The sequence below is a fragment of the Roseovarius sp. MBR-78 genome, assembly GCF_040547535.1.
In the GTDB taxonomy this organism is placed as follows: Bacteria; Pseudomonadota; Alphaproteobacteria; order Rhodobacterales; family Rhodobacteraceae; genus Roseovarius.
In genome coordinates this window covers 16,419-34,701 of record NZ_JBEPPX010000017.1, presented here as the reverse complement: position 1 = coordinate 34,701, position 18,283 = coordinate 16,419, and the positions used below count along the sequence as shown (strand labels likewise).

Sequence of the window (18,283 nt, the reverse complement as noted above, 5' to 3'; positions counted from 1 at the left end):
GGCCGGAACGCATGTGGAGGAGGACGGGGGGCGGCTGATTTGTCTTTCGCGATGCAAAGGCGGGGCTCGTCCCCGCCGGCGGAAATCAGTCGCCCCCCGTCCTTGAAGGGGCGGCCCCTTTGACGGCCGCCTGCCCATCTCTTGAAGGCCGCTCGGGGGACGGGTGGATGAGATTGCCCCGGAAAAGGCAAAGCGACGATCCACAGCCATGACAGGGAACCTTGACCCCTGCCCCGCACTCCCGGACAGCCCCTTGCGCGATGCAAGTCAGCCCAACAGGCGCTGCCGATCCTCGGGCCAGATCTGCCCTGCCAGATGCTGGCGCAACGCCTCCTTGCCGTTCGCCCGGAGATCATCGTTGAAATCCCCGAGAAGCGGTTCCAGCACCCCAACAGAAATCCCGGCCTCGGTTGCTCTGGCGCTCAACCTCTCTGCCGCGCGTTGGCCCGCGGGATCGCGGTCGATGGCGATGTAGAGGCGCTGCACCCCCTCCGGCAGCAGGACGGCCCCGAGGTGACCGGACGAGAGCGCCGCCCAGACGGGCAGGCCGGGCACTGCCTCGACCAAGGATAGCATGGTCTCGATGCCTTCACCGACCACGAGGATGTCGTCATGCGGGGTCAGCCTGACGGCATTGCCGAGGAGGTGACCCATGGCACGCCGTTGCGTCTCGACAGCCGCTTTCCCCTGTCCGTCAGGCGCAAGCCAGGTGCGATGCACGCCCTGCAAAGCCCCTGCCCCATCGGTCACCGCAGCGATCAACGCAGGTCTGGGGATGCTCCGGGTCTGACCGTGGTCCCGATGCCAGCACTTCGGGTGGAAGCGCAGCGCACTCATCATGCCGAACTGGGTCAGGCCACGGGCGCGGAGGTAGGTGTCGGCAAGCGTGCCTGCGACCGGCACCGAGGCAGAAAACAATCGCGCCGCCGCCGCTGGTGTGCCACCGGGGGCCTTGGCTTTCCGAGGGCGTGGTAGCTCCGGGAGAACCGGCTGCGGACGGCCAAGATGCGCTCGGGCCTCGGCCAGAAGATCGGGAAAGCGGGAGATCCCGGTTCGCTCGCGGATGATGTCGAGCAGATCACCGTGCTCGCCCGTGGCGCCGTCGGTAAACTTGCCTGCCGCACCGGGCCCTGACGCAGGCCCGGTCAGCCGCACGAACAGTGACCTTCCGGGGTTGTTCTGCAGATCGCCCACGATCCAGTAGGACCCTTCCCGCCGTCCGGCGGGAAGGTAGGCGCGACACACGCTCTCTGCATTCTCCGCCAGAGCGCAGATCACATCTTCAGTCTCGGAATACATGGCTCAGCACCCTCCGCGCGCATGTAGTCCTGTCACGGGACAACGTGCAAGCAGACGATCAAGCACTGCGATGCCGCTGGAGTCTGCTGGGCAGAAGAGCCGCAGCTTCCAGGCGATGATCTCCGAGAAGAACCCATCTGCCTTCAGCCGGTCCTTGGCGGCACCCAAAAAGCCCGACAGCTCGATCCGGTTGACGCCCATGACACGCGAGCGGTGCAGCTCCATCCCTTCGGCCAAGCGCACGACCGTCTTGCCCTCCAGAACAAGGGCATGGACCTGCGCCGCCGTGAGCTTCGGCGCATCGGCGGCAAGTGTGGTCGCGACCCACGACGGCGAGACGCGGCGACCGATGATGCGCTGACCGTCATCGGTCTGCAGGCGGTAGACGCGGGTCTCGTCCTGCGGCAGTTGCTTCCAGATCGGCAGCAAGAGGCCCGCCACGATATGCAGGGTGGTTTCCGAGAACTCCGGCACTTCAGCCAGTTCTGCCGTCCAGGCTTCAGTGAAGGCCGCCCGATCTGCCTCCAGCCAATGGGTGTCGTCCATGATCTTGGCCGGAACCGTGCTCGCCTCCAGCGGGCGGATCAGCCGCAGGCGGGGTTCGATGGTGCCATCGTCCAGCATCAGGCTGGTCGCGGGCACCTGCACGGCAGCCCGGCCCGAGCGGCTGTTGACCAGCAGGCGTGCCTTTAGGTCGTCGAGCCAGTCAAGCGCATCCGCCAGTGACAGCGGTGTATTGCGCTGCTTTTGCGCGATGCTCAGCAGCTGGGTTTCAGCGCCGGAGCCGGGATGGGTGTAGATCACCCGCGCATCCGTGACGCGAAAACTTTCGGCGCGCAGCGTCTCGAGCCCGAGGTCGTAGACCCCGGCGGCGATAGCGCCCTCGATCCGTTGGTCGAGGAGTTCCTCGAAGGCCGCGAAGACCACAGCCTGCATGTCGATTGTGAGCGCCAGCAGGCGATTGAGGAAGGTGGTGATCGGCGGCAGGTCATCCTTCAGACCGTTGTCATCAGTCAGGCTGAGGCCGGTCGCATCCTCAAACGCCCCGAGCGAGCAGCCCGCAACATCACCGCGATATAGGCGGCGGTAAAGCTGGCGCAGAGCGTCGCGGGCATAGGGAGACTCCAGATTGTCCTCGGGCCTGAACAGCCCCTGCCCGCCGGTTTGACGCTGGCCGCGCGTGATCGCCCCGAGCGTGTCGAGGCGACGCGCGATGGTGCTGAGGAAGCGTTTCTCTGCTTTCACATCGGTAGCAACGGGCCGGAACAGCGGTGGTTGCGCCTGATTGGTGCGGTTGGTCCGCCCGAGGCCCTGGATGGCAGCGTCCGCCTTCCAACCGGGTTCCAGAAGGTAATGGACCCGCAGGCGCTGGTTCTTCGCCCCAAGATCGGCGTGATAGCTGCGCCCCGTGCCGCCGGCGTCCGAGAAGATCAGGATGCGCTTCTGGTCATCCATGAAGGCGGCAGTTTCCGCGAGATTGGCAGACCCCGCCCGGGATTCGACCACGAGGAGCGCGGCAAGGCCCTCGCCCTTGCGCACAATGCGGCGCGAGCGGCCCGTGACCTCGGCCACCAGATCGGTGCCGAAGCGCTGGACGATCTGATCAAGCGCCCCCGGCACAGGCGGGAGCGACGCCAGCTTCTCGATGAGCGCATCGCGCCGCCGCGCGGCTTCGCGGCATTCCACAGGCTGGCCTTCGCGTACCACGGGCCGGGACGACAGATTGCCCTCGCTGTCAGTGAAGGGCTCGTAGAGCTGCACCGGAAAGGAATGGGCGAGGTAGTCAAGGCAGGCCTCTCTTGGCGTGATATCCACCCGCACATCGTTCCATTCATCCGTGGGGATGTCCGACAGGCGGCGCTCCATCAGCGCCTCACCGGTTGAGACGATCTGGATGACGGCAGCATGGCCTGCGGCAAGATCAGCCTCGATGCTGGAAATGAGGCTGGGGGTCTTCATGGAGGTCAGGAGATGACCGAAGAAGCGCTGCTTGGCGGACTCGAAGGCCGAGCGTGCCGCGGATTTGGCCTGACGGTTTAGCGTGCCGCCGGATTCGCCAGTAATGTTGGCCGCTTCCAGCGCCGCGGACAGGTTCCGATGTATGACTCCGAAGGCGAGCGCATATGCATCATAGATGCCGCGCTGCTCCGGCGTCAGCGCATGTTCCAGCATCTCGTATTCGACGCCGTCATAGGACAGCGAGCGCGCCGTGTAGAGGCCAAGCGACCGCAGATCGCGGGCCAGGACCTCCATCGCGGCAACGCCGCCCGCCTCAATCGCTTGCACAAATTCCGCCCACGTCGAAAACGGAAAGTCTTCCCCGCCCCACAGACCGAGGCGCTGCGCATAGGCAAGGTTGTGCACCGAGGTTGCCCCCGTGGCCGAAACATACACCACGCGGGCATTCGGCAGCTTGTGCTGCAGCCGCAGACCCGCCCTGCCCTGCTGCGAGGCCGTAACATCGCCGCGCTCGCCCTTGCTTCCTGCGGCGTTGGCCATGGCATGGCTTTCATCGAACAGGATCACCCCGTCGAAATCAGCCCCGAGCCAGTCGACGATCTGGTCGACGCGGGACTTTTTGGCACCTCGCTCTTCCGAGCGCAGCGTGGCATAGGTGGTGAAGAGGATGCCCTCAGAAAGCGGGATGTCGCGGCCTTGGGCAAAGCGCGAGAGCGGCGTGACCAGCAGGCGCTCCTGGCCAAGGGCAGACCAGTCGCGCTGAGCGTCCTCGAGCAGCTTGTCGCTCTTCGAGATCCAGAGCGCCTTGCGTCTTCCTCGGGCCCAGTTGTCGAGCACAATCCCGGCCGACTGGCGGCCCTTGCCCGCCCCGGTGCCGTCGCCAAGGAAGAAGCCGCGGCGGAAACGGACGGCGTCAGCGGCATCGTCCGGCGCGGCCGAGACCATGTCGCCGGTTTTATCGACAGTCCAAGACCCCGCGAGATACGCGCCATGCGCCTCGCCCGCGTAGATCACCGTCTCAAGCTGCGCGTCGGACAGCAGGCCATCACACAGTACAGCGGCTGGCAGCTTGGGGCGATAGCTGGGTTTTGGGGGCGCGACCGAGGCCATCGCTGCCGACTGGACGAGCTTGGTCGGGTGCGGTTCCGCCCCGGGGATGTCGATCGCCTGCAGGCGGAAGGTCTCGTAGATCGCGTCAGAAAGGCGCGCGCTGGCACCGTCCTTGGTCGCATCCCGCAGGCTGTAGGCCAGGTCTGCGGCCTCGCTCTGCGAAGTGGTGTTGCTGGCGGGTGTTGCTGGCGTAGCGCGAGAACCCGTAGGCGCGATACGCTTGGTGGGGGCAGTATTGCCCGGGAAGGGGGAAGAGCGGTCCTGCTTCAACGGTGGAATCTGATCCAGTTCGAGGCGCGGCGGGACATGGGCCGTGATCAGCGACATCAGGCTGGCGACATCAGGCGATATCGGGCTCGCCAGATCGGCTGTGATGCCGCTCGGCTCGCCACCGCGGCATTTGTCGAAGACCGAAATCCGCGTCTCAAAGCTGGTGCCGTGCTTGGCGAAGGCGGCACCGGACACGGCCCCGGTAAAAACCAGATGCGCGGTCTCGGTCAGGCGGGCAAAGGTTTCCACCCAGGCGGGCGCATCGGGCGCAAAACCCGCTCCCGTGATGGCCACGAGCCTTCCACCGGGGGCCAGCCGTGCCAGCGCCGAGCGCAGATGCCGGGCTGTCGCCTCGGTGGTGCGGGCGTCGACATTGGCCACGGCCGAGAACGGCGGGTTCATCATGATGACGCTCGGGTTTGAGGATATATCGAGATGATCATCGATCTGCGCAGCATCGAACCGCGTGACCGGGCGGCCCGGGAACAGCAAGCCAAGAAGATCAGCGCGGGTCTCAGCCAACTCGTTCAGCGCGAGGCCGCCGCCCGCGATCTCGGCGAGGATCGCCAGAAGGCCGGTCCCGGCCGAAGGCTCGAGGACCAGATCGCGCGGTGTGATCTGCGCCGCCGCCAGTGCCGCCAGCCCCATGGGCAGGGGCGTCGAGAACTGCTGGAACCGCTCCATCCCCTCGGACCGCCGCGTATGGGTCGGCAAAAGGCCGGACACCTTGGCAAGGATCGGCAACAGCGCTGCGGGCGAGCCCGCCCGCGCCAACAGCGCGCGGCCAAACTTCCGCAGGAACAAGACCAGCGCTGCCTCACCCGCTTCATAGGCCAGCTTCCAGTCCCAGGCGCCGGTCGCGTCAGAGCCGCCAAAGGCGCGCTCCATCTCAACGCGCAGGCGCAGCGCGTCGATCTGGAAACCTTGCGCCAGATCGGGTTGCAGCGCTTCAGCCACGCTCAAGATCGCAGCGGCCGTATCGAGGGACGGGATGGGGACAACAGACGCAAGTGCGCGCTCGGTCGCAAAATGGGCGAGATGGGTCATCGGGGAACTCCGGAATAAGAGACAGGGTCAGGCCCGGACACCCTCTTTCGAGCATCCTCAGGCCTGACCCTCCCCGGCCCTCCTCTTCCTCTCAAACCCCATGATTTTCGCAGTTGGCTTGATTTTGTTCCCGTTATGTTCTATTCTGAAACCAAGCTATGAAGGGAGAGCCCTGATGGAAAGCACAACCCAAGCCCTGCCCGCGACGCCAAAGCAGATCGCCTATGCGCGCGCGCTGGCCCTGCGCAACCAGACGCTTCTGCCGTGGGAGATTCAGCAAGATCGGCGCTCCTTGAGCGCCTGGATCGACGCACAAGCCAAGATGAACCCGGGCGCGCAGGACAGCCTCCCGACATCAAAGCAGGTTGCCTTCGCCGAACGCCTCGCCCGCATCAAGCGCCGCGCCGTGCCGGACGAGTGTTTCCGCGACAAGGGGCTGATGTCGAAGTGGATCGACGGGAACAAGTGACACTGGGTCCGATGCCCCTGTCGCCTATTCCGCTTTGAAAGCTGTATTAACCCTGCGCGCGATATCAGCACAGCGATCCATCAAGATGTTGAACGGCTCAGGCGCAATAGAAAGTAAGCCGTCTTCTGTCATCCGACGGTAATCGTCCGCGAGGAGGTCAAAGGCGTCACCACTTGGCACCAGTTGCAGATGTCCAGCAATCGCTGCGTCGTAGTTGACTTTTTCGCCATCGGCGGCCTTTTCAGAGAAGAACATCGTCTTGTGACGAGCCACTGCGGCCGCGAGCGCCCGATCTTCGATGGCTACGGCAGCGATACCCGCCTCATCCAGGCGGAAAACATCATGCCAGTGTCGGGAGAAGCGATCTCCGCGCATGCGAGCCTGCAGACAAAACACGTGGATCGCCGTCGCCTTCTCCCAGAACGTTCGCTCGGCATGCATGACGCGGGGACGCGCCACCGGAAACTCCACGCCTTCAATCGCAGCAGCAGCATCGCAGACAATGTTGCGCGCAGATGCGGGCTCTCCGGTGGAGCGCGCCCCGAATTCCAGCATCACGCTCGGCGAAACATATCCCGTACCTTGAGCGAGGTTGGGATAGTTGATGAACAACTTGTCGCCGTCGAGGCGAAGCGCGGCTTCGATCCCATCCTGCTCGAGGGCTTGCTGCAAGATCGGCTGGACGGTCCCTGCCACCCATTCGGGCAACGCCTGTCGGACCCGCTTTGACCAACGCCGCTCTTCGCTGGATGAGACCGGCATGGCATCCTCACGACCATCCACCAAATCCGGGATCAGCGCGCGGATATCAAAGGTCAGATCTACATCTTCGGAAAACCGGTCAATGACCTGATAGGCCTTCGAGAGCGAGGTGCCACCCTTGAAGACAAGACTGGCACCGATGGGCGATCCGAATAGCTGCTGGATCGCCCAGACAACCCAGACGTCCTTTTCGAGCAGATGGCTTGGCCGCCCAAGCTGATCGGCTGCGACACCAAGCGCGTCCAGACGGTCGCCAGCGCTGAGGCGGAGGAACGCCTCAGCCATGGACCAGTTTCCCGATCATTTGTGCCAGCCAGGTCGGAAACTGCGGCGCGACAGTGATCAACTCCATCTTCGCTGTGTCCGTGAGCTTGGAACGCAGGATAGGCAGAGCGCCGGTCGCTTGCTCCGGCCCAAGCCAGGCAAGAGCACGCACGACCTGCCCGGAGGTCTTGTTCCCAAGGGCCAATTGCCAGCGCGGCGCGTGGCGCAGCTCGACCACTTGACGGCCAAGGCTGAGTACACGACTTCGACCAGAGGTGAGATAGACCGACTGAACCGGCACCTGCGTCGTCAGGCCCAGGGCATTCGCAGCAGAAGCGCCGCTTGGGACGATCGTCTCGCCCCTCTGTGCAGCAAGCGCCTCGATCGCCTGTTCGGCCGAGGGGCTACGCGGGCCAAAGCGCGTCTGGACCGGGCGCATGTAGATCCCGCGTCCGGCCCGGATCAACTCTCCACGCGCGGCCAAGCGCGAGAGGGTCTGATCGACTGCCGCGCGCGAGCCGAGGTGCAAAAGCCCCTTCGCTGCCAAGGGCACCCCCTCCGGCAACGTTGTTGCGACTTGCATAATGCTTTCAGTCATGCGCTCCATGATCACTCCTTTGTCAGAAACATAAGCGGTTTTCTGACAGGTTTCAACTCTGCGTTCTCACCCAAACCGCCGCCCCCCTTCCGTGAAGGTGTATTCATTGGCGATGATGCCGTCCTCAACGGACTCGTCCGAGGTAAGGTGGTCGTATTCACTCTGTAGCTGACGGTAGAGCCAGCGGGCGAGATCGCGGATCGCCTCAGTCACAATCTCTTCGGCATCCTGAGTGGGCGGTTGCCAGGTCGGGCTGTCGCGGGTGACGTCCACGGACATGGTATATTCGTGGTAGTAGCGGCCCCGATGGCTGACCTCAGCAGCAAGCTGGTAAAAGTTGCGCCGCTGGATGGCCCGCAGCCGGTCGGCGATACCGTGCAGCGTCGCATCCTGGGGCGCATAGTCCCGGATGCGCGCGGCCGCGCCCTTGGCATGACTGAGATAGCCCTCGAGCGATGCGCCATCCCCTTGGCTCCAGAACCCCGAGAACCAGATGCAGGGCTTTTGACGCGTGCCGCCGCCCATCAGGCGCACGGGCGTGGTTTTCAGGCGGATGCCGAGGATCTCACAGACCCGCTCGAAATCCTCGTAGACCGCGTCCCACCAATCGTCGTGGGGACCGAGCTCGCGATACCAGCTGCGCGCCTTTTCCTTCGCCGCATCCGAGAGTTCCTGGAACTGGTAGACTGTTGTGCAGATGACCTCAGGCATCGACGTCCTCCCCATTCAGCGCAGCGGCCAGCCATTCTTGCGTGCTGGTCCAGCCGACGGATTTGCGCGCGCCGAGATCGATGACATGCGCACCGCCGCCGAAGGCGTCGAGGCGAGGCCGGGAACAGGTCAGCCCGTACTGAAACCCCCAGAGGCCGGTGAGGTCGAGGTTTTCGGCCAGGCGCAGCACGAAGCGGATGACGGCTTCGACATCGCCGTGCTCGTCGTCATGGATCCAGAGGGTGCTGCCTTCGGGCGCGTCCTGGCGCTCAAGAGTGAAGCCCGAGACCTCAGGCTCGTCTGCGTCCTGATCCGCAGCGCGCAGGTCATGAAACAGCGCGAGCGCGCGCGCGGCCTTGTCGGGGCTGCCGACGTCGATCAGGCATGAGAAATGGGTGAAGTAATCCGCCATGGGGACCTCCTGAGATTGACAAACCCGGGCCTTGGGGCCGGGCGCGGGATTGGGATTAAGAGATGGTTGGGAGCGATAAGCCGGTGGGCTTGTCGCCCGATGCCTGCCGCGCGGCATGCGCGCAGAGCATCTGCCGGTAGAAGCGCTTGCGCGCCGTCCGAAAGCCGCGAACAGCGCGCGTGTCGGGGTGCAGCGCCCGGACCGCCGCGCGAACCACTGCCAGTGGCGAAGCTGTCGGCGGCAAGCCAAGACGTAGATAAGTGGGATCGGTCATGTCATGAGAGCTCGACCACGGGCGAGACGCGATGCGGATCGACCAGCGCCTCGATCTGCTCGGTCCGGCCCATCCAGGGCTCGGGACGGATGGCCTTCACCCAGTCGGCAAAGCTCGGGATGAAGCCGAGGTCCTCCTTCACATGCTGCTCGCCGACCCAACGCGTCGGGATGATGCGCCCGGTCGAGAGCGTGAGGGTCGGACCGAAAATCGTCTCGGCCATGAATATGCCCTCGGCGTGGTGGCGGAGCGCACGATGCCGAAAATCAGCGGTGATCTCCTTGCTCTGGTCTAACCAGGCATGCACCTCCAAGGTATCCTCGACCGTGCCGCCCCATTTCTTCACCGAGGAGAGCGCGTGGTGATAGGGATGTGCCATCGCTGCCCCCTCAGAAATCATGCGTGTAAAGTTCGGACGAGGTGAAGCGCTCGTTGAACTCGAGATGGATGCAGCGGGCGGACGCGTCGAAGCAGAACTCGCCCCACGCGCCGTCGTTATTTTCCCAACCGCCATGGGTGTCGGAGAGGAAGTCGTAGGTGAGCTGCTCGACGACATCCTCCAGCGAGAGCTGCCGCATCTCGACCTCGGGGTCGTCCCAGGTCAGCGCGGCGTATTCGATCTCGGTCGCAGGGAAATCGACGGCGGTCTCGCCGGACCAGGCGCCGATGCTTTCGATCTGGCCGCTGTCACCAGCACCGTCGAAGGTCACGGTGACATGGGTGATGCCGGCGGCTAAAAGACCATCGAAGAGACGGTCTTTGTTGCCCGGGCGCAGGGCGAGGATCCGGGCGGTGCGTTCGGCATGCGCGGCAAGGATCGCCCCGAAATCGACGGTGGAAGGCCGCAGCGGGGCGGCCAGAGTGGGTTCAGTCTGGGTCATGGATATCTCCGTTCGGTGAGGACAGGTCAGATCCCCGGGTGGCGCACTCCTCTGCCCCCCGAAGGCTCAAACCCCTCCCATCCCTCCTCTGTCTCTCGGGCGTCACGCCGCGATCTGCAGCGCGCGGGCGGCAAAGGCGCGCCAGAGCGGATCGACAAGGCGGGCATCCAGCAGATCGGCACGGTGACGCAGTCGCTGCGCCAGTTCAGGCTCGTGCCAGTCAGTGGCACGGCCAGCCTGGGCGCGAAGTTGAACCGCCTCGGTCACAACGGCCCGCGCCTCAAGAGCATTGGCGACAGGGTGGCACCAAGCCACAGCGCCATGACTGGTGGCCCCGGCAAGAACCAGGCGCTCGTCGCAATCAAGGATGGCCAGAAGCTGCGGCGCTGCATCGAGGCCGTTATCCTTTGCATGCTCAAACGCCCCCTGCATGGCGTCGACCAATGTCGCGAAACGCTCAACGATCACGGGAGCAGCAGTGCCCGACATCAGGGCTGCCGGCGTCCGGTGCATCCGCGTCAGCGCGAAAGGCAGGCTGGGATCAGAAGCGACAGTCCCACCATTTGTGCCAGGACCCATCGGGCGCGGGCTCGGTTGGATCGGCAGGGGAAGATCAAACATGGCAATATCTCCGACGGCGCGGGAAGCCACTCTCCCCGCCTCATCCGTCAAAGACCAAACCGCCGCCCTCGTCCTCGAAGGGGCGACGGTAGCAAGTCTGGTGCCACGATCAGAGCTTGCCGAGGGCCCGCAGGCTCAGCTCCGTTCCGGCACCGACGATGATGTGGTCATGCAGCGTCAGGCCGAGATACTTGCAGCCCTTCTGGATCTCCTTGGTCATGCTGAGATCAGCCTCGGACGGCGTCGGATCACCCGACGGGTGGTTGTGGATCAGGATCAGGGCGCTGGCGTTCAGCATCAGGGCCCTCTTGATCACCTCGCGCGGATAGACCGGCACATGATCGACTGTGCCGGTCGAGAGAAGCTCATCGGCGATGATGCGGTTCTTACGGTCGAGGTAGAGGACGTGGAAGCGCTCGATGGGACCTCGGACGGTCAGAGCGCAATAGTCCATCAGTGCTTGCCAGCTGCCGATGACCGGGTTCTGGCTAAGGTAGCGGCCGAGGATGTCGCGGGCCTCGAGGACGATGGTTTCTTCCTGGGGGGTCATGGGGCTTCTCGCTGAAATGCGCAGGCCAAAGCCCCCTGCCCTCTCGGGGCGGGGCCAGTGGCATGCATATGGAAGGGGAATGCGCGACCGCCGCGCGCGAGGGCGGTCGCATTGTCGGGCCCGACGTCAGCCGACCCGGTCAAGGAGCTTCTTGGCGCGCCCCTCCATGTCGAGCCGCGCATCCTGCTGGGTTTTGTCGCGGGCCAGCCGCGTGATGCCCTGCACGAAGTCGAAGATGCTTTCCGGCGGGCGGCCCTCTTCCATCAGCACCTTCTCGATGATCTTGCTGGACTCCGCCTTCGAGAAGCCGCGCTTGCGCAGGAAGCCGTCCCGGTCCTCGTCCGTCCGCGCCACGATCTGCTGCCGAGCGGCCTTGATGCCGTTCACGAAGCCCTGCGGCGAGGAATTGGCGAACCGCGTCAGCGCCGGTGCCGCCTCATGGGCGAAGCGGGAGGCGGCGTATTTCGAATGCCGGATCTTGATCTCCTGGAAATCCTCGACGCCCCAGAGGTTGCGGTTCTGGCACACGGCCCGCAGATAGAAGCTCGCCATTCCGAGGGTCTTGGCCCCCACCTCGGAGTTCCAGCAGTAGAAGCCCCGGAAGTAGAGATCGGGGGAGCCGTCGGGCAGCCGTCCCGCCTCGATCGGGTTGTGATCGTCGACAAGGAACAGGAAGACGTCGCGGTCCGAGGCATAGAGGGTGGTCGTGTCGCGGCTGATCTCGACATCGGGGTTGTAGACCCCGGTCGACCAGTCGAGCACTCCCGGCACCTTCCAGCGCGTGTCGCCGGTGCCATTGCCCGCGATGCGCTGCACCGCCTCGACCAGCTCGTGGTCATGAATGCGGCCATAGTCGGGGCCGGTCACGGCGCGCAGTTCGGTGCGGCCGTCTTCCGTCTCGAAGGTCTTTACCTGCTCGGCGCGGTGGTTGGTCAGGCCGTATTGCAGGTTGATCCCCGCCAGCGGCGCGGGCAACTGCCGCAGGTAGGAGGCAGGAGCGCCGACGATGCTGGCCAACTGCCCGAACGCCCAGTGTGTGGGCGCGACGGGCGCATCGGCTTTCGGCAGGACCAGATGCAGCCGTTCGGCGCTGTCACGCGCGGCCTCGACCCGGATGTCCGCCGTCTGCACCACGCGACTGCGGCTGCGCTCGGAGCGGCCCTTCACCGATGCCCACAGATCGTCGAGCGACAGATACCGCTCGTCATCCGGCCGGTTGAACCACTCGGACGACACCCGCCCGTTCCGTTCACCCCGGCTCACATCCACTTTCCAGCCACCAGCCCGCGCCGGCTGTACCGGATCCAGAACTTCTACAACGCCCATCGGCTATCTCCCGTGACAGGCGCCGGGAGCCACTCTCCCAGCCTTCAACCTGTCGCGAAAGCAGTCAGCCTTTCTTTCACTCTTCAAGAGAGGCACGAGCGGCAGCAATGCGGGACGAAGCGGGCGCTCGCTGCGCCTGCGCCATCTCCGAATTTCTTACCCAGATTCGGTTGTGCCAGCACAGTATGTGTCCATATCTAGATGTGCGCGGGGAATCTCAGACTTAGCGGGTGAATGGTGAGCAAGATGCAGGATGAAGAGGGCAAGACCGACGAACTGCCACAAGGCGTTACGATTCCGAGCGATCTTCAGTTTTCCGCCAGAATGTTTGCAGATGAGGACTACGCCAAGGAGGCGATGTACAAGTTGCATTCCGTTCTCAGCGTCATCAGTCAATCCATTGACCTAGCCAACCTGGATGGCGTCACCGTCGCCTTCGACTACGACGAGGCACTAGCTGATCTTGATCGTGGATATGAGACAACCTACACGCTCACCGCCACCAAAGGTGTCGCCATCGGTGTTGCAATGGCACCCACGGTAATTCGCAACGGTGTGATCAAAACGCATCTAGTACTTAACGCGAACTACGCGCTCAGCATCCTAGAAGAACCCGGGGAGGAAACCGAATACTTCTGGCAACCGCTTCATCTAGTTGCGCACGAATGCGCGCATGTGGAGGTGACAGCAGCATTTGACAGGTCTTTCCCCGGGTTTCTTCTTCAGAAAACACATAGCAATATCCTAGACAACATGCGCTGGCAGGTAATTCTGGCAACGTGGGATGAGTATGCCGCATCGCCGGCTCTATCGGATATGACCCCGCAGAGGGTTACCTCGAAACCTTGGTCAAGGTGTTGGGCGATACCAGGGGCCAATGCTATGAGCTGATCAAGGCATATCGGACCCACGGGGATGTTGGGCAGATTGTAGGGGAAGTGTATGGCAAGCTCGGCGATCTGCTAAAGTATTCATCTTACTTTGTCGGTGCCGCAGCGGCGCAGGAAACCCCAGAAACGCATCCGCCTGCTCTCACCGATGAGTCTGAGTTTGGGTGGTTTGCTCCGTTCTACGAACGCTTAATTGAAGTGCACGAAGCGCTTTGGAGCGAATTTGGGAAATGGAAGAATCTGGATGCCTTCGAGGCAATTGGCGATGTCTTAGAGGACATGGCTGAGAGTATTGGTGTCGAAGCTTCGCGCGAGTCCGACGACTTGATTAATTTCAGTATTCCATACCGACCAGAAAGCATGCCCGACATTGCCATGACGAACCCGTTAATGCGTGCACTGCTCGGCAGATAGCTGCCGTTCAAATAAATTGCATCATCGGCCAAAGTCGGCTCGAAGCTACATTGTAGCAGCGCAGCGAACCCGGCGGGTTTCCCCGCCGGGCCCGAGGGGGGAGACCCCGTTCTTCAGAACGGGATCTCATCGTCGCGGTCGACCAGCTCGGGGTTTTCGTTCTCGGCCGACTTCGGCCGGCTCAGGAAGTCGACCTTCTCGGCGATGATCTCGCAGCCGTAGCGGTCGTTCCCCATGCTGTCGATCCACTTGGTGTAGTGGATGCGGCCGTGGACGAGGATCTTCATGCCCTTTTCGCAATGCTCCGCAACCGTCTTGCCGAGACCGTTGAAGCAAGTGATGCGGTGCCATTCGGTGTCCCTGACCCGGTAGCCGTTCTCGTCGCGCAGGACGCGACCTTCCGAGAGGCGGGGGCGGGAGGTGGCGAGGCTGAAGTTGGTGATCTTGGTGCCGCCCTGGGTGGTGCGGACTTCGGGGGTCTGACCGATGTTGCCGGCGAGGATGACGATGTTTTGCATGATTAGCTCCTGTGTTTCCTGTCTTCGGGACCGTCCCTTCGACAAGACCCGGAAAAAGCCCGTCGGGTGATGCGTGCACGGTGGACAGCATGGACACCGGAAACCCCCAAAGGACCGGGGTGGAGCGGGCAGGACGCCATAGGCGGCCAACACGGCCCGGGCTGACGCGGGGTTGCGCGCAGGAGACCGAACGGGATTAGGGGATTGTCCGTCGAAGGGATGGACCAGAAGCCAGAGAGGCGCGGGGAGCCCATGCCAGACCCTGTCATCTTGCCAATCGGGACTGCCTGAACCCAAGCCCAGCACCCCACTGGCGGCGAAAATGACGATCACCGGCTCCCGCCACCCCTCACCCTGCCTGGCGGGAGTTGCGGGGCCATACTGCGACAGGCTATCGATACCGGAACATTCAGGACACGAGGCATAGCATGGCTGATTACGATCTCGAGGCGTTGTTGCTTCCCGAGCTGAAGAGAATGCAGAAGGACATCGCCAAGGCGATCTCCACCAATCAATATCGACAGAAGGTGGAAGTCCGCACCAAGGTGGAAGCTGTGGCCAGAAAAATGTTCTACTCGCTGGCTGAACTGGTCGGGACTGAGACGAAATCCTCCCGTGCGCCTGCAGCGGCGAAGTAACGGGACCCTGAGAACCCGGCGCTCACGTGGTCAGGCCGGGGGCGCAAACTGCGGTGGTTCGTGAGGGCGGGGGAAGGCGGCAGTGGATTTGACTGTCAGGTCTAGCATCTGGTGCCATGCTAGAAACCCTGCTCAGCAACCTCGACGACCTCATGATCCCGCGCGGTCCTGCACGCGACCCCCGAGGCGGCCAGATACTGATCGAGATCGTGATTGAGATGCGTCAGCCGTGCCTGTTTCGGGGCAAGCCGCGCGAGAATCGCATTGGCTTCGTCCAGATCGTTGTGGCCCCGTGGGTCGGGGCTGCCTGGCGGATAGGCGCAGTCGAGTACAACGAGGTCGAGGGGGGCGGCCTCGAGGACCGCAAAGGTCTGCTCGGGCAGGCCGCGTGTGTCGGACAGGTAGGCGATTCGTTCTGCCCCGTGTTCGATCACCCAGCCGAGTGTCGGGCGCGAATGGATCAGCGTAACCGGCGTCACCGTGACCGGCCCTATGCAGAATGCATCGCCCGCCGCACAGGTCTGGAACCGCAGCCGTCCTTGGTGTTTGGTCAGGTCGTCATAGCCGCGCGGATCATGGGGGCACCAGACAGGCAAGGGTTCGGCCAGGCTCCAGCGCATCAGGGTCAGGCCAAGGCAATGGTCGGCGTGGAAATGCGTCAACAACACACCGTCAAGGCTGCCGGGCGGGAAGCGGTCCGGCAGATCGGTGCGGCCCGCGTCGATCAGCAGGCGCAGCCCCGCAACCTCTAGCAGGGCCGAGGCAGGGGCGCGGGCGCGCGAGGGGTCGGTGCGGGCAGCATCGCAAGCGGAACAGGGGCAGCCGTGAACGGGCGCGGCCCAGACACCACCCGTGCCAAGGAATGTCAGGCGCATATCATGGCCCCTTGCCGGATCGCGGCCAGTAGCAGGCCAGAGGCCACATCGGGGGCGTCATCGTTAGGGATTCTCAGATCGACCGGTGCATGTGGCAGGGCATCGGTGCGGGACAGGCGCGCCGCGATGTCCCCGGCGCTTTCGCGACCGCGTGCTGCCAGCCGTGCCGCCAGCGTTTCGGGGCGGGCGGTGATTTCGGTGGCGATCAGTGCTGCGCCAAACACCGCGCGTGCCTGTGGTAAAGCCGCGCGTGATCCGTTGGCAATCACTGTCATGCCCGCCGCCAGCCACGCCCGCAGCTCGATCCCGAGGCCATAGCGCAGCCCGTGACTGTCCCAATCCAGCGCGAACGCCCCCGCCGCGCGCATCCGCGCAAAGGCGGCGGGTGTCACGGGAACATGTTGCTCGGCACCGCCGGGATGCAAGGGCCGGGTGATGAACCGGCGCGCAAGGATGACGTCATCTTCAGGGGCAAGCCGCGCCATTGCCCCTGCAATCACCGTATCCTTGCCCGCACCGGATGGCCCGACGATCAGAAACAGCCGTCCCGTCATGGTGCCCCGAACCCGTAAACCTGCGCGCCCGCAACCCAAGTCGCCGCAACAGACAGCGCACCCTGCGCATCGCGCACCCGGATCAGATCGGCGCGTTTGCCCTGCGCGATTTCGCCCCGATCCGTCAGTCCCGTTGCACGCGCAGGCGCGCCGGACAGCAGGTCAATCGCCTGGCTCCAGCCAAGGCCCATTTCACCCGTCAACACACCAAGCGCGGGCAGCATCGCCTGCGGCGCATAGTCCGAACACAGCGCCCCCGCGACACCTGCCGCAATCGCATCGCGCGCCGACAGCGCACCGGACTGGCTGCGCCCGCGCAATACGTTGGGCGCGCCGAACAGCGTGACAAGACCGGCGGCACAGCCCGCGCGCGCCGTGTCCAGATCAAGGGGAAATTCGCTGATCGTCGCCCCCACACGCGCCATGAAAGCAACGCGGTCCGCGCCTTCGTCGTCATGCCCCGCCAGTGCTACACCATGCGGACGGGCGTGATCGGCCAGTCGTTCCACGCGGGCCACGATATTGCCCGCTTCGGCCTGTTTCGCGCTGATCTTTTCCAGAATCTCGCCGTCTTGCTTGGCATAGACGCGACTAAAATAGGCGCCGTAGGCTGCGGCATCCTTGAACTGTCCCTGCCCCGGTGTGTGATCCATGAACGACAAGAGGCCTGCAACGCCATCATCAATCAGCCGCGTGACCCGCGCCTCGGATCCGGCATCCGTCAGCTCGTAGCGGATATGCACAAGGTGATCGACCGCGCCCTTGAAACCATGCAGACCCCGCGCCAGCTTTTCCGCAAATTCCACATCACGCACGCCCAATTCGCCCTCGGCAAAGCTGATGCCGTGGAACGCAGTCGTCACCCCTGCCGCTGCCATGCGCCGGTCAATGGCATCCAACGCGACCGGCAGCGGGAAAAAGGCGTTGGGGCGGGGTTCCACCTCTTTTTCAATCGCATCGCCGTGCAGGTCGATCAGACCGGGCAAGAGCAGATCGCCGCGCAGATCAAGACAAGCTGCCCCCTTCGGCGCGTCCCCGTTCAGCGCCACGATGCGCCCATCCTCAATCGTGACACTGCCATGATGCAGGCCATCAGCCGTAACGATGCGCGCGTTTTCCAGATGCCGGGTCATGCCACCGCCTCGAACGCGCGGCGCTCTACCGTGATCTTCACATCGGCCAGCCGTTCAACAATGGCCATGTCGTGAAAGATGCCGACCATGGCAGCACCCTCGGCCTTGGCGGCCTCGATCATGGCGCAGACGTTTTCGCGTGCGGCAGGGTCCAGTGATGCGGTGGGTTCGTCCAGCAGCATCAGCCGCCCCCCTTGGGTAAAGCTGCGCGCGATGTTCACACGCTGGCGTTCCCCGCCCGAGAAGGTTGCGGGCGTTGCATCCCAGAGCTGTTCGGGGATGGCGAGTGCGGCCAGCATCCGTGCCGCCTTGTCATGCGCGGCCTCGCGCGCGACGCCCTGTTGCAGCAGGGGCCGGGCCACCACGTCCAGCGTGGACAGGCGCGGCAGGCAATGCAGAAACTGCGTCACAAAGCCGATCTCGGACCGGCGCAGGTCGGTGATTTGCGTTTCGGGGGCGGTCACAAGATCCACCAGATCGCCCGCAGCACTGCGATACAGAACCTGCCCCGACGACGGCACATAGGTGCGGTAGATCGCCTTGAGTAGCGAGGACTTCCCCGCCCCCGATGGCCCCACCAGCGCCGCAAGTTGCCCCGGTTTCAGATCAAAACTGATGCCCATTGCGGCGGGTACATGTTTGGCGCGGTCGTGGATATAGAACCCCTTACCCAGATCGCGCACGGAAAGAATATTGTCCATCAGGCCC

The 18,283-nt window shown here is 64.0% G+C and carries 21 protein-coding genes and 1 pseudogene; 5 read left to right on the top strand and 17 right to left on the bottom strand.

Features of this window, described 5'->3' with window-relative positions; all coding sequences use genetic code 11:
• Positions 1–267 precede the first annotated feature (267 nt).
• Both ABIE58_RS13970 and ABIE58_RS13965 read right to left on the bottom strand, forming a co-directional pair.
• A complete protein-coding gene (locus tag ABIE58_RS13970) occupies positions 268–1,299 on the bottom strand; it encodes a DUF7146 domain-containing protein (protein ID WP_354545329.1) in 1,032 nt (343 codons plus the stop codon).
• A gap of 3 nt (positions 1,300–1,302) precedes the next feature.
• Positions 1,303–5,685, bottom strand: a complete 4,383-nt coding sequence (locus ABIE58_RS13965; RefSeq protein ID WP_354545328.1) for a strawberry notch-like NTP hydrolase domain-containing protein — start codon at positions 5,683–5,685, stop codon at positions 1,303–1,305.
• Between the two features lie 175 nt (positions 5,686–5,860).
• On the opposite strand from ABIE58_RS13965, the gene ABIE58_RS13960 reads away from it, so the two are divergent.
• Positions 5,861–6,154: a hypothetical protein gene (locus ABIE58_RS13960; RefSeq protein ID WP_354545327.1), complete on the top strand. Its 294-nt coding sequence runs from the start codon at positions 5,861–5,863 to the stop codon at positions 6,152–6,154.
• A gap of 24 nt (positions 6,155–6,178) precedes the next feature.
• On the opposite strand, the gene ABIE58_RS13955 is transcribed toward ABIE58_RS13960, so the two are convergent.
• The 10 genes from ABIE58_RS13955 to ABIE58_RS13910 all read right to left on the bottom strand — a co-directional run bounded on the left by ABIE58_RS13955 (position 6,179) and on the right by ABIE58_RS13910 (position 12,553).
• Positions 6,179–7,201 (bottom strand): nucleotidyl transferase AbiEii/AbiGii toxin family protein, encoded by a 1,023-nt coding sequence (locus ABIE58_RS13955; RefSeq protein ID WP_354545326.1) that lies wholly within the window; start codon positions 7,199–7,201, stop codon positions 6,179–6,181.
• Positions 7,194–7,787: a DUF6088 family protein gene (locus ABIE58_RS13950; RefSeq protein WP_354545325.1), complete on the bottom strand. Its 594-nt coding sequence runs from the start codon at positions 7,785–7,787 to the stop codon at positions 7,194–7,196. The genes ABIE58_RS13955 and ABIE58_RS13950 overlap by 8 nt, the downstream gene beginning before the upstream one ends.
• A 57-nt stretch (positions 7,788–7,844) precedes the next feature.
• Positions 7,845–8,489: a DUF8835 domain-containing pootine gene (locus tag ABIE58_RS13945; protein ID WP_354545324.1), complete on the bottom strand. Its 645-nt coding sequence runs from the start codon at positions 8,487–8,489 to the stop codon at positions 7,845–7,847.
• The gene (locus ABIE58_RS13940) at positions 8,482–8,901 is read right to left on the bottom strand and encodes a hypothetical protein (protein WP_354545323.1); all 420 of its coding nucleotides are present in this window, start codon (positions 8,899–8,901) and stop codon (positions 8,482–8,484) included. Before ABIE58_RS13940 ends, ABIE58_RS13945 begins: the two co-directional genes overlap by 8 nt.
• A 55-nt stretch (positions 8,902–8,956) precedes the next feature.
• On the bottom strand, positions 8,957–9,175 hold the full coding sequence (locus ABIE58_RS13935; RefSeq protein WP_354545322.1) for a hypothetical protein: 219 nt from the start codon (positions 9,173–9,175) through the stop codon (positions 8,957–8,959).
• Between the two features lies 1 nt (position 9,176).
• Positions 9,177–9,554 (bottom strand): DUF6915 family protein, encoded by a 378-nt coding sequence (locus tag ABIE58_RS13930; protein WP_354545321.1) that lies wholly within the window; start codon positions 9,552–9,554, stop codon positions 9,177–9,179.
• Between the two features lie 10 nt (positions 9,555–9,564).
• Positions 9,565–10,056, bottom strand: a complete 492-nt coding sequence (locus ABIE58_RS13925; RefSeq protein WP_354545320.1) for a DUF6878 family protein — start codon at positions 10,054–10,056, stop codon at positions 9,565–9,567.
• A gap of 102 nt (positions 10,057–10,158) precedes the next feature.
• Positions 10,159–10,677, bottom strand: a complete 519-nt coding sequence (locus tag ABIE58_RS13920; protein WP_354545319.1) for a DNA repair protein RadC — start codon at positions 10,675–10,677, stop codon at positions 10,159–10,161.
• Between the two features lie 109 nt (positions 10,678–10,786).
• The gene (locus ABIE58_RS13915; protein ID WP_068242599.1) at positions 10,787–11,227 is read right to left on the bottom strand and encodes a JAB domain-containing protein; all 441 of its coding nucleotides are present in this window, start codon (positions 11,225–11,227) and stop codon (positions 10,787–10,789) included.
• A 126-nt stretch (positions 11,228–11,353) separates the two neighbouring features.
• A complete protein-coding gene (locus ABIE58_RS13910; RefSeq protein WP_354545318.1) occupies positions 11,354–12,553 on the bottom strand; it encodes a DUF932 domain-containing protein in 1,200 nt (399 codons plus the stop codon).
• Between the two features lie 246 nt (positions 12,554–12,799).
• Here ABIE58_RS13910 and ABIE58_RS13905 point away from each other — a divergent pair, with 246 nt between their 5' ends.
• Complete coding sequence (locus tag ABIE58_RS13905; protein WP_354545317.1) at positions 12,800–13,444, top strand: hypothetical protein; 645 nt, start codon at positions 12,800–12,802, stop codon at positions 13,442–13,444.
• 47 nt (positions 13,445–13,491) lie between these two features.
• On the top strand, positions 13,492–13,857 hold the full coding sequence (locus ABIE58_RS13900) for a hypothetical protein (RefSeq protein ID WP_354545316.1): 366 nt from the start codon (positions 13,492–13,494) through the stop codon (positions 13,855–13,857).
• A gap of 113 nt (positions 13,858–13,970) precedes the next feature.
• Here ABIE58_RS13900 and ABIE58_RS13895 read toward each other — a convergent pair whose 3' ends face one another.
• Positions 13,971–14,375, bottom strand: coding sequence for a single-stranded DNA-binding protein (locus ABIE58_RS13895; protein ID WP_354545315.1), 405 nt, complete (start codon positions 14,373–14,375; stop codon positions 13,971–13,973).
• Between the two features lie 428 nt (positions 14,376–14,803).
• On the opposite strand from ABIE58_RS13895, the gene ABIE58_RS13890 reads away from it, so the two are divergent.
• Both ABIE58_RS13890 and ABIE58_RS13885 read left to right on the top strand, forming a co-directional pair.
• Positions 14,804–15,013, top strand: coding sequence for a hypothetical protein (locus tag ABIE58_RS13890; RefSeq protein ID WP_354545314.1), 210 nt, complete (start codon positions 14,804–14,806; stop codon positions 15,011–15,013).
• Between the two features lie 12 nt (positions 15,014–15,025).
• Positions 15,026–15,118, top strand: a pseudogene (locus ABIE58_RS13885) (H-NS histone family protein); the annotation flags it as partial.
• A 14-nt stretch (positions 15,119–15,132) separates the two neighbouring features.
• Here the strand turns inward: ABIE58_RS13885 and ABIE58_RS13880 are convergent.
• Genes ABIE58_RS13880 through phnL form a run of 4 tightly spaced genes read right to left on the bottom strand, consistent with a single transcriptional unit; the run spans position 15,133 to position 18,276 of the window.
• On the bottom strand, positions 15,133–15,888 hold the full coding sequence (locus ABIE58_RS13880; protein WP_354545313.1) for an MBL fold metallo-hydrolase: 756 nt from the start codon (positions 15,886–15,888) through the stop codon (positions 15,133–15,135).
• Positions 15,879–16,442 carry a phosphonate metabolism protein/1,5-bisphosphokinase (PRPP-forming) PhnN gene (gene phnN / locus ABIE58_RS13875; RefSeq protein ID WP_354545312.1) on the bottom strand — a complete coding sequence of 188 codons (564 nt, stop codon included), beginning with the start codon at positions 16,440–16,442 and terminating at the stop codon, positions 15,879–15,881. The genes ABIE58_RS13880 and phnN overlap by 10 nt, the downstream gene beginning before the upstream one ends.
• A complete protein-coding gene (locus tag ABIE58_RS13870) occupies positions 16,439–17,575 on the bottom strand; it encodes an alpha-D-ribose 1-methylphosphonate 5-triphosphate diphosphatase (protein ID WP_354545311.1) in 1,137 nt (378 codons plus the stop codon). The genes phnN and ABIE58_RS13870 overlap by 4 nt, the downstream gene beginning before the upstream one ends.
• Positions 17,572–18,276, bottom strand: a complete 705-nt coding sequence (gene phnL, locus ABIE58_RS13865) for a phosphonate C-P lyase system protein PhnL (protein WP_354545310.1) — start codon at positions 18,274–18,276, stop codon at positions 17,572–17,574. The genes ABIE58_RS13870 and phnL overlap by 4 nt, the downstream gene beginning before the upstream one ends.
• Between the last annotated feature and the right edge of the window lie 7 nt (positions 18,277–18,283).

Excerpts from the sequence above, each read along its gene's own strand:
- ABIE58_RS13970 (WP_354545329.1), bottom strand. The coding sequence starts at position 1,299 with ATGTATTCCGAGACTGAAGATGTGATCTGCGCTCTGGCGGAGAATGCA.
- ABIE58_RS13965 (WP_354545328.1), bottom strand. The coding sequence starts at position 5,685 with ATGACCCATCTCGCCCATTTTGCGACCGAGCGCGCACTTGCGTCTGTT.
- ABIE58_RS13960 (WP_354545327.1), top strand. The coding sequence starts at position 5,861 with ATGGAAAGCACAACCCAAGCCCTGCCCGCGACGCCAAAGCAGATCGCC.
- ABIE58_RS13955 (WP_354545326.1), bottom strand. The coding sequence starts at position 7,201 with ATGGCTGAGGCGTTCCTCCGCCTCAGCGCTGGCGACCGTCTGGACGCG.
- ABIE58_RS13950 (WP_354545325.1), bottom strand. The coding sequence starts at position 7,787 with ATGGAGCGCATGACTGAAAGCATTATGCAAGTCGCAACAACGTTGCCG.
- ABIE58_RS13945 (WP_354545324.1), bottom strand. The coding sequence starts at position 8,489 with ATGCCTGAGGTCATCTGCACAACAGTCTACCAGTTCCAGGAACTCTCG.
- ABIE58_RS13940 (WP_354545323.1), bottom strand. The coding sequence starts at position 8,901 with ATGGCGGATTACTTCACCCATTTCTCATGCCTGATCGACGTCGGCAGC.
- ABIE58_RS13935 (WP_354545322.1), bottom strand. The coding sequence starts at position 9,175 with ATGACCGATCCCACTTATCTACGTCTTGGCTTGCCGCCGACAGCTTCG.
- ABIE58_RS13930 (WP_354545321.1), bottom strand. The coding sequence starts at position 9,554 with ATGGCACATCCCTATCACCACGCGCTCTCCTCGGTGAAGAAATGGGGC.
- ABIE58_RS13925 (WP_354545320.1), bottom strand. The coding sequence starts at position 10,056 with ATGACCCAGACTGAACCCACTCTGGCCGCCCCGCTGCGGCCTTCCACC.
- ABIE58_RS13920 (WP_354545319.1), bottom strand. The coding sequence starts at position 10,677 with ATGTTTGATCTTCCCCTGCCGATCCAACCGAGCCCGCGCCCGATGGGT.
- ABIE58_RS13915 (WP_068242599.1), bottom strand. The coding sequence starts at position 11,227 with ATGACCCCCCAGGAAGAAACCATCGTCCTCGAGGCCCGCGACATCCTC.
- ABIE58_RS13910 (WP_354545318.1), bottom strand. The coding sequence starts at position 12,553 with ATGGGCGTTGTAGAAGTTCTGGATCCGGTACAGCCGGCGCGGGCTGGT.
- ABIE58_RS13905 (WP_354545317.1), top strand. The coding sequence starts at position 12,800 with ATGCAGGATGAAGAGGGCAAGACCGACGAACTGCCACAAGGCGTTACG.
- ABIE58_RS13895 (WP_354545315.1), bottom strand. The coding sequence starts at position 14,375 with ATGCAAAACATCGTCATCCTCGCCGGCAACATCGGTCAGACCCCCGAA.
- ABIE58_RS13890 (WP_354545314.1), top strand. The coding sequence starts at position 14,804 with ATGGCTGATTACGATCTCGAGGCGTTGTTGCTTCCCGAGCTGAAGAGA.
- ABIE58_RS13880 (WP_354545313.1), bottom strand. The coding sequence starts at position 15,888 with ATGCGCCTGACATTCCTTGGCACGGGTGGTGTCTGGGCCGCGCCCGTT.
- phnN (WP_354545312.1), bottom strand. The coding sequence starts at position 16,442 with ATGACGGGACGGCTGTTTCTGATCGTCGGGCCATCCGGTGCGGGCAAG.
- ABIE58_RS13870 (WP_354545311.1), bottom strand. The coding sequence starts at position 17,575 with ATGACCCGGCATCTGGAAAACGCGCGCATCGTTACGGCTGATGGCCTG.
- phnL (WP_354545310.1), bottom strand. The coding sequence starts at position 18,276 with ATGGACAATATTCTTTCCGTGCGCGATCTGGGTAAGGGGTTCTATATC.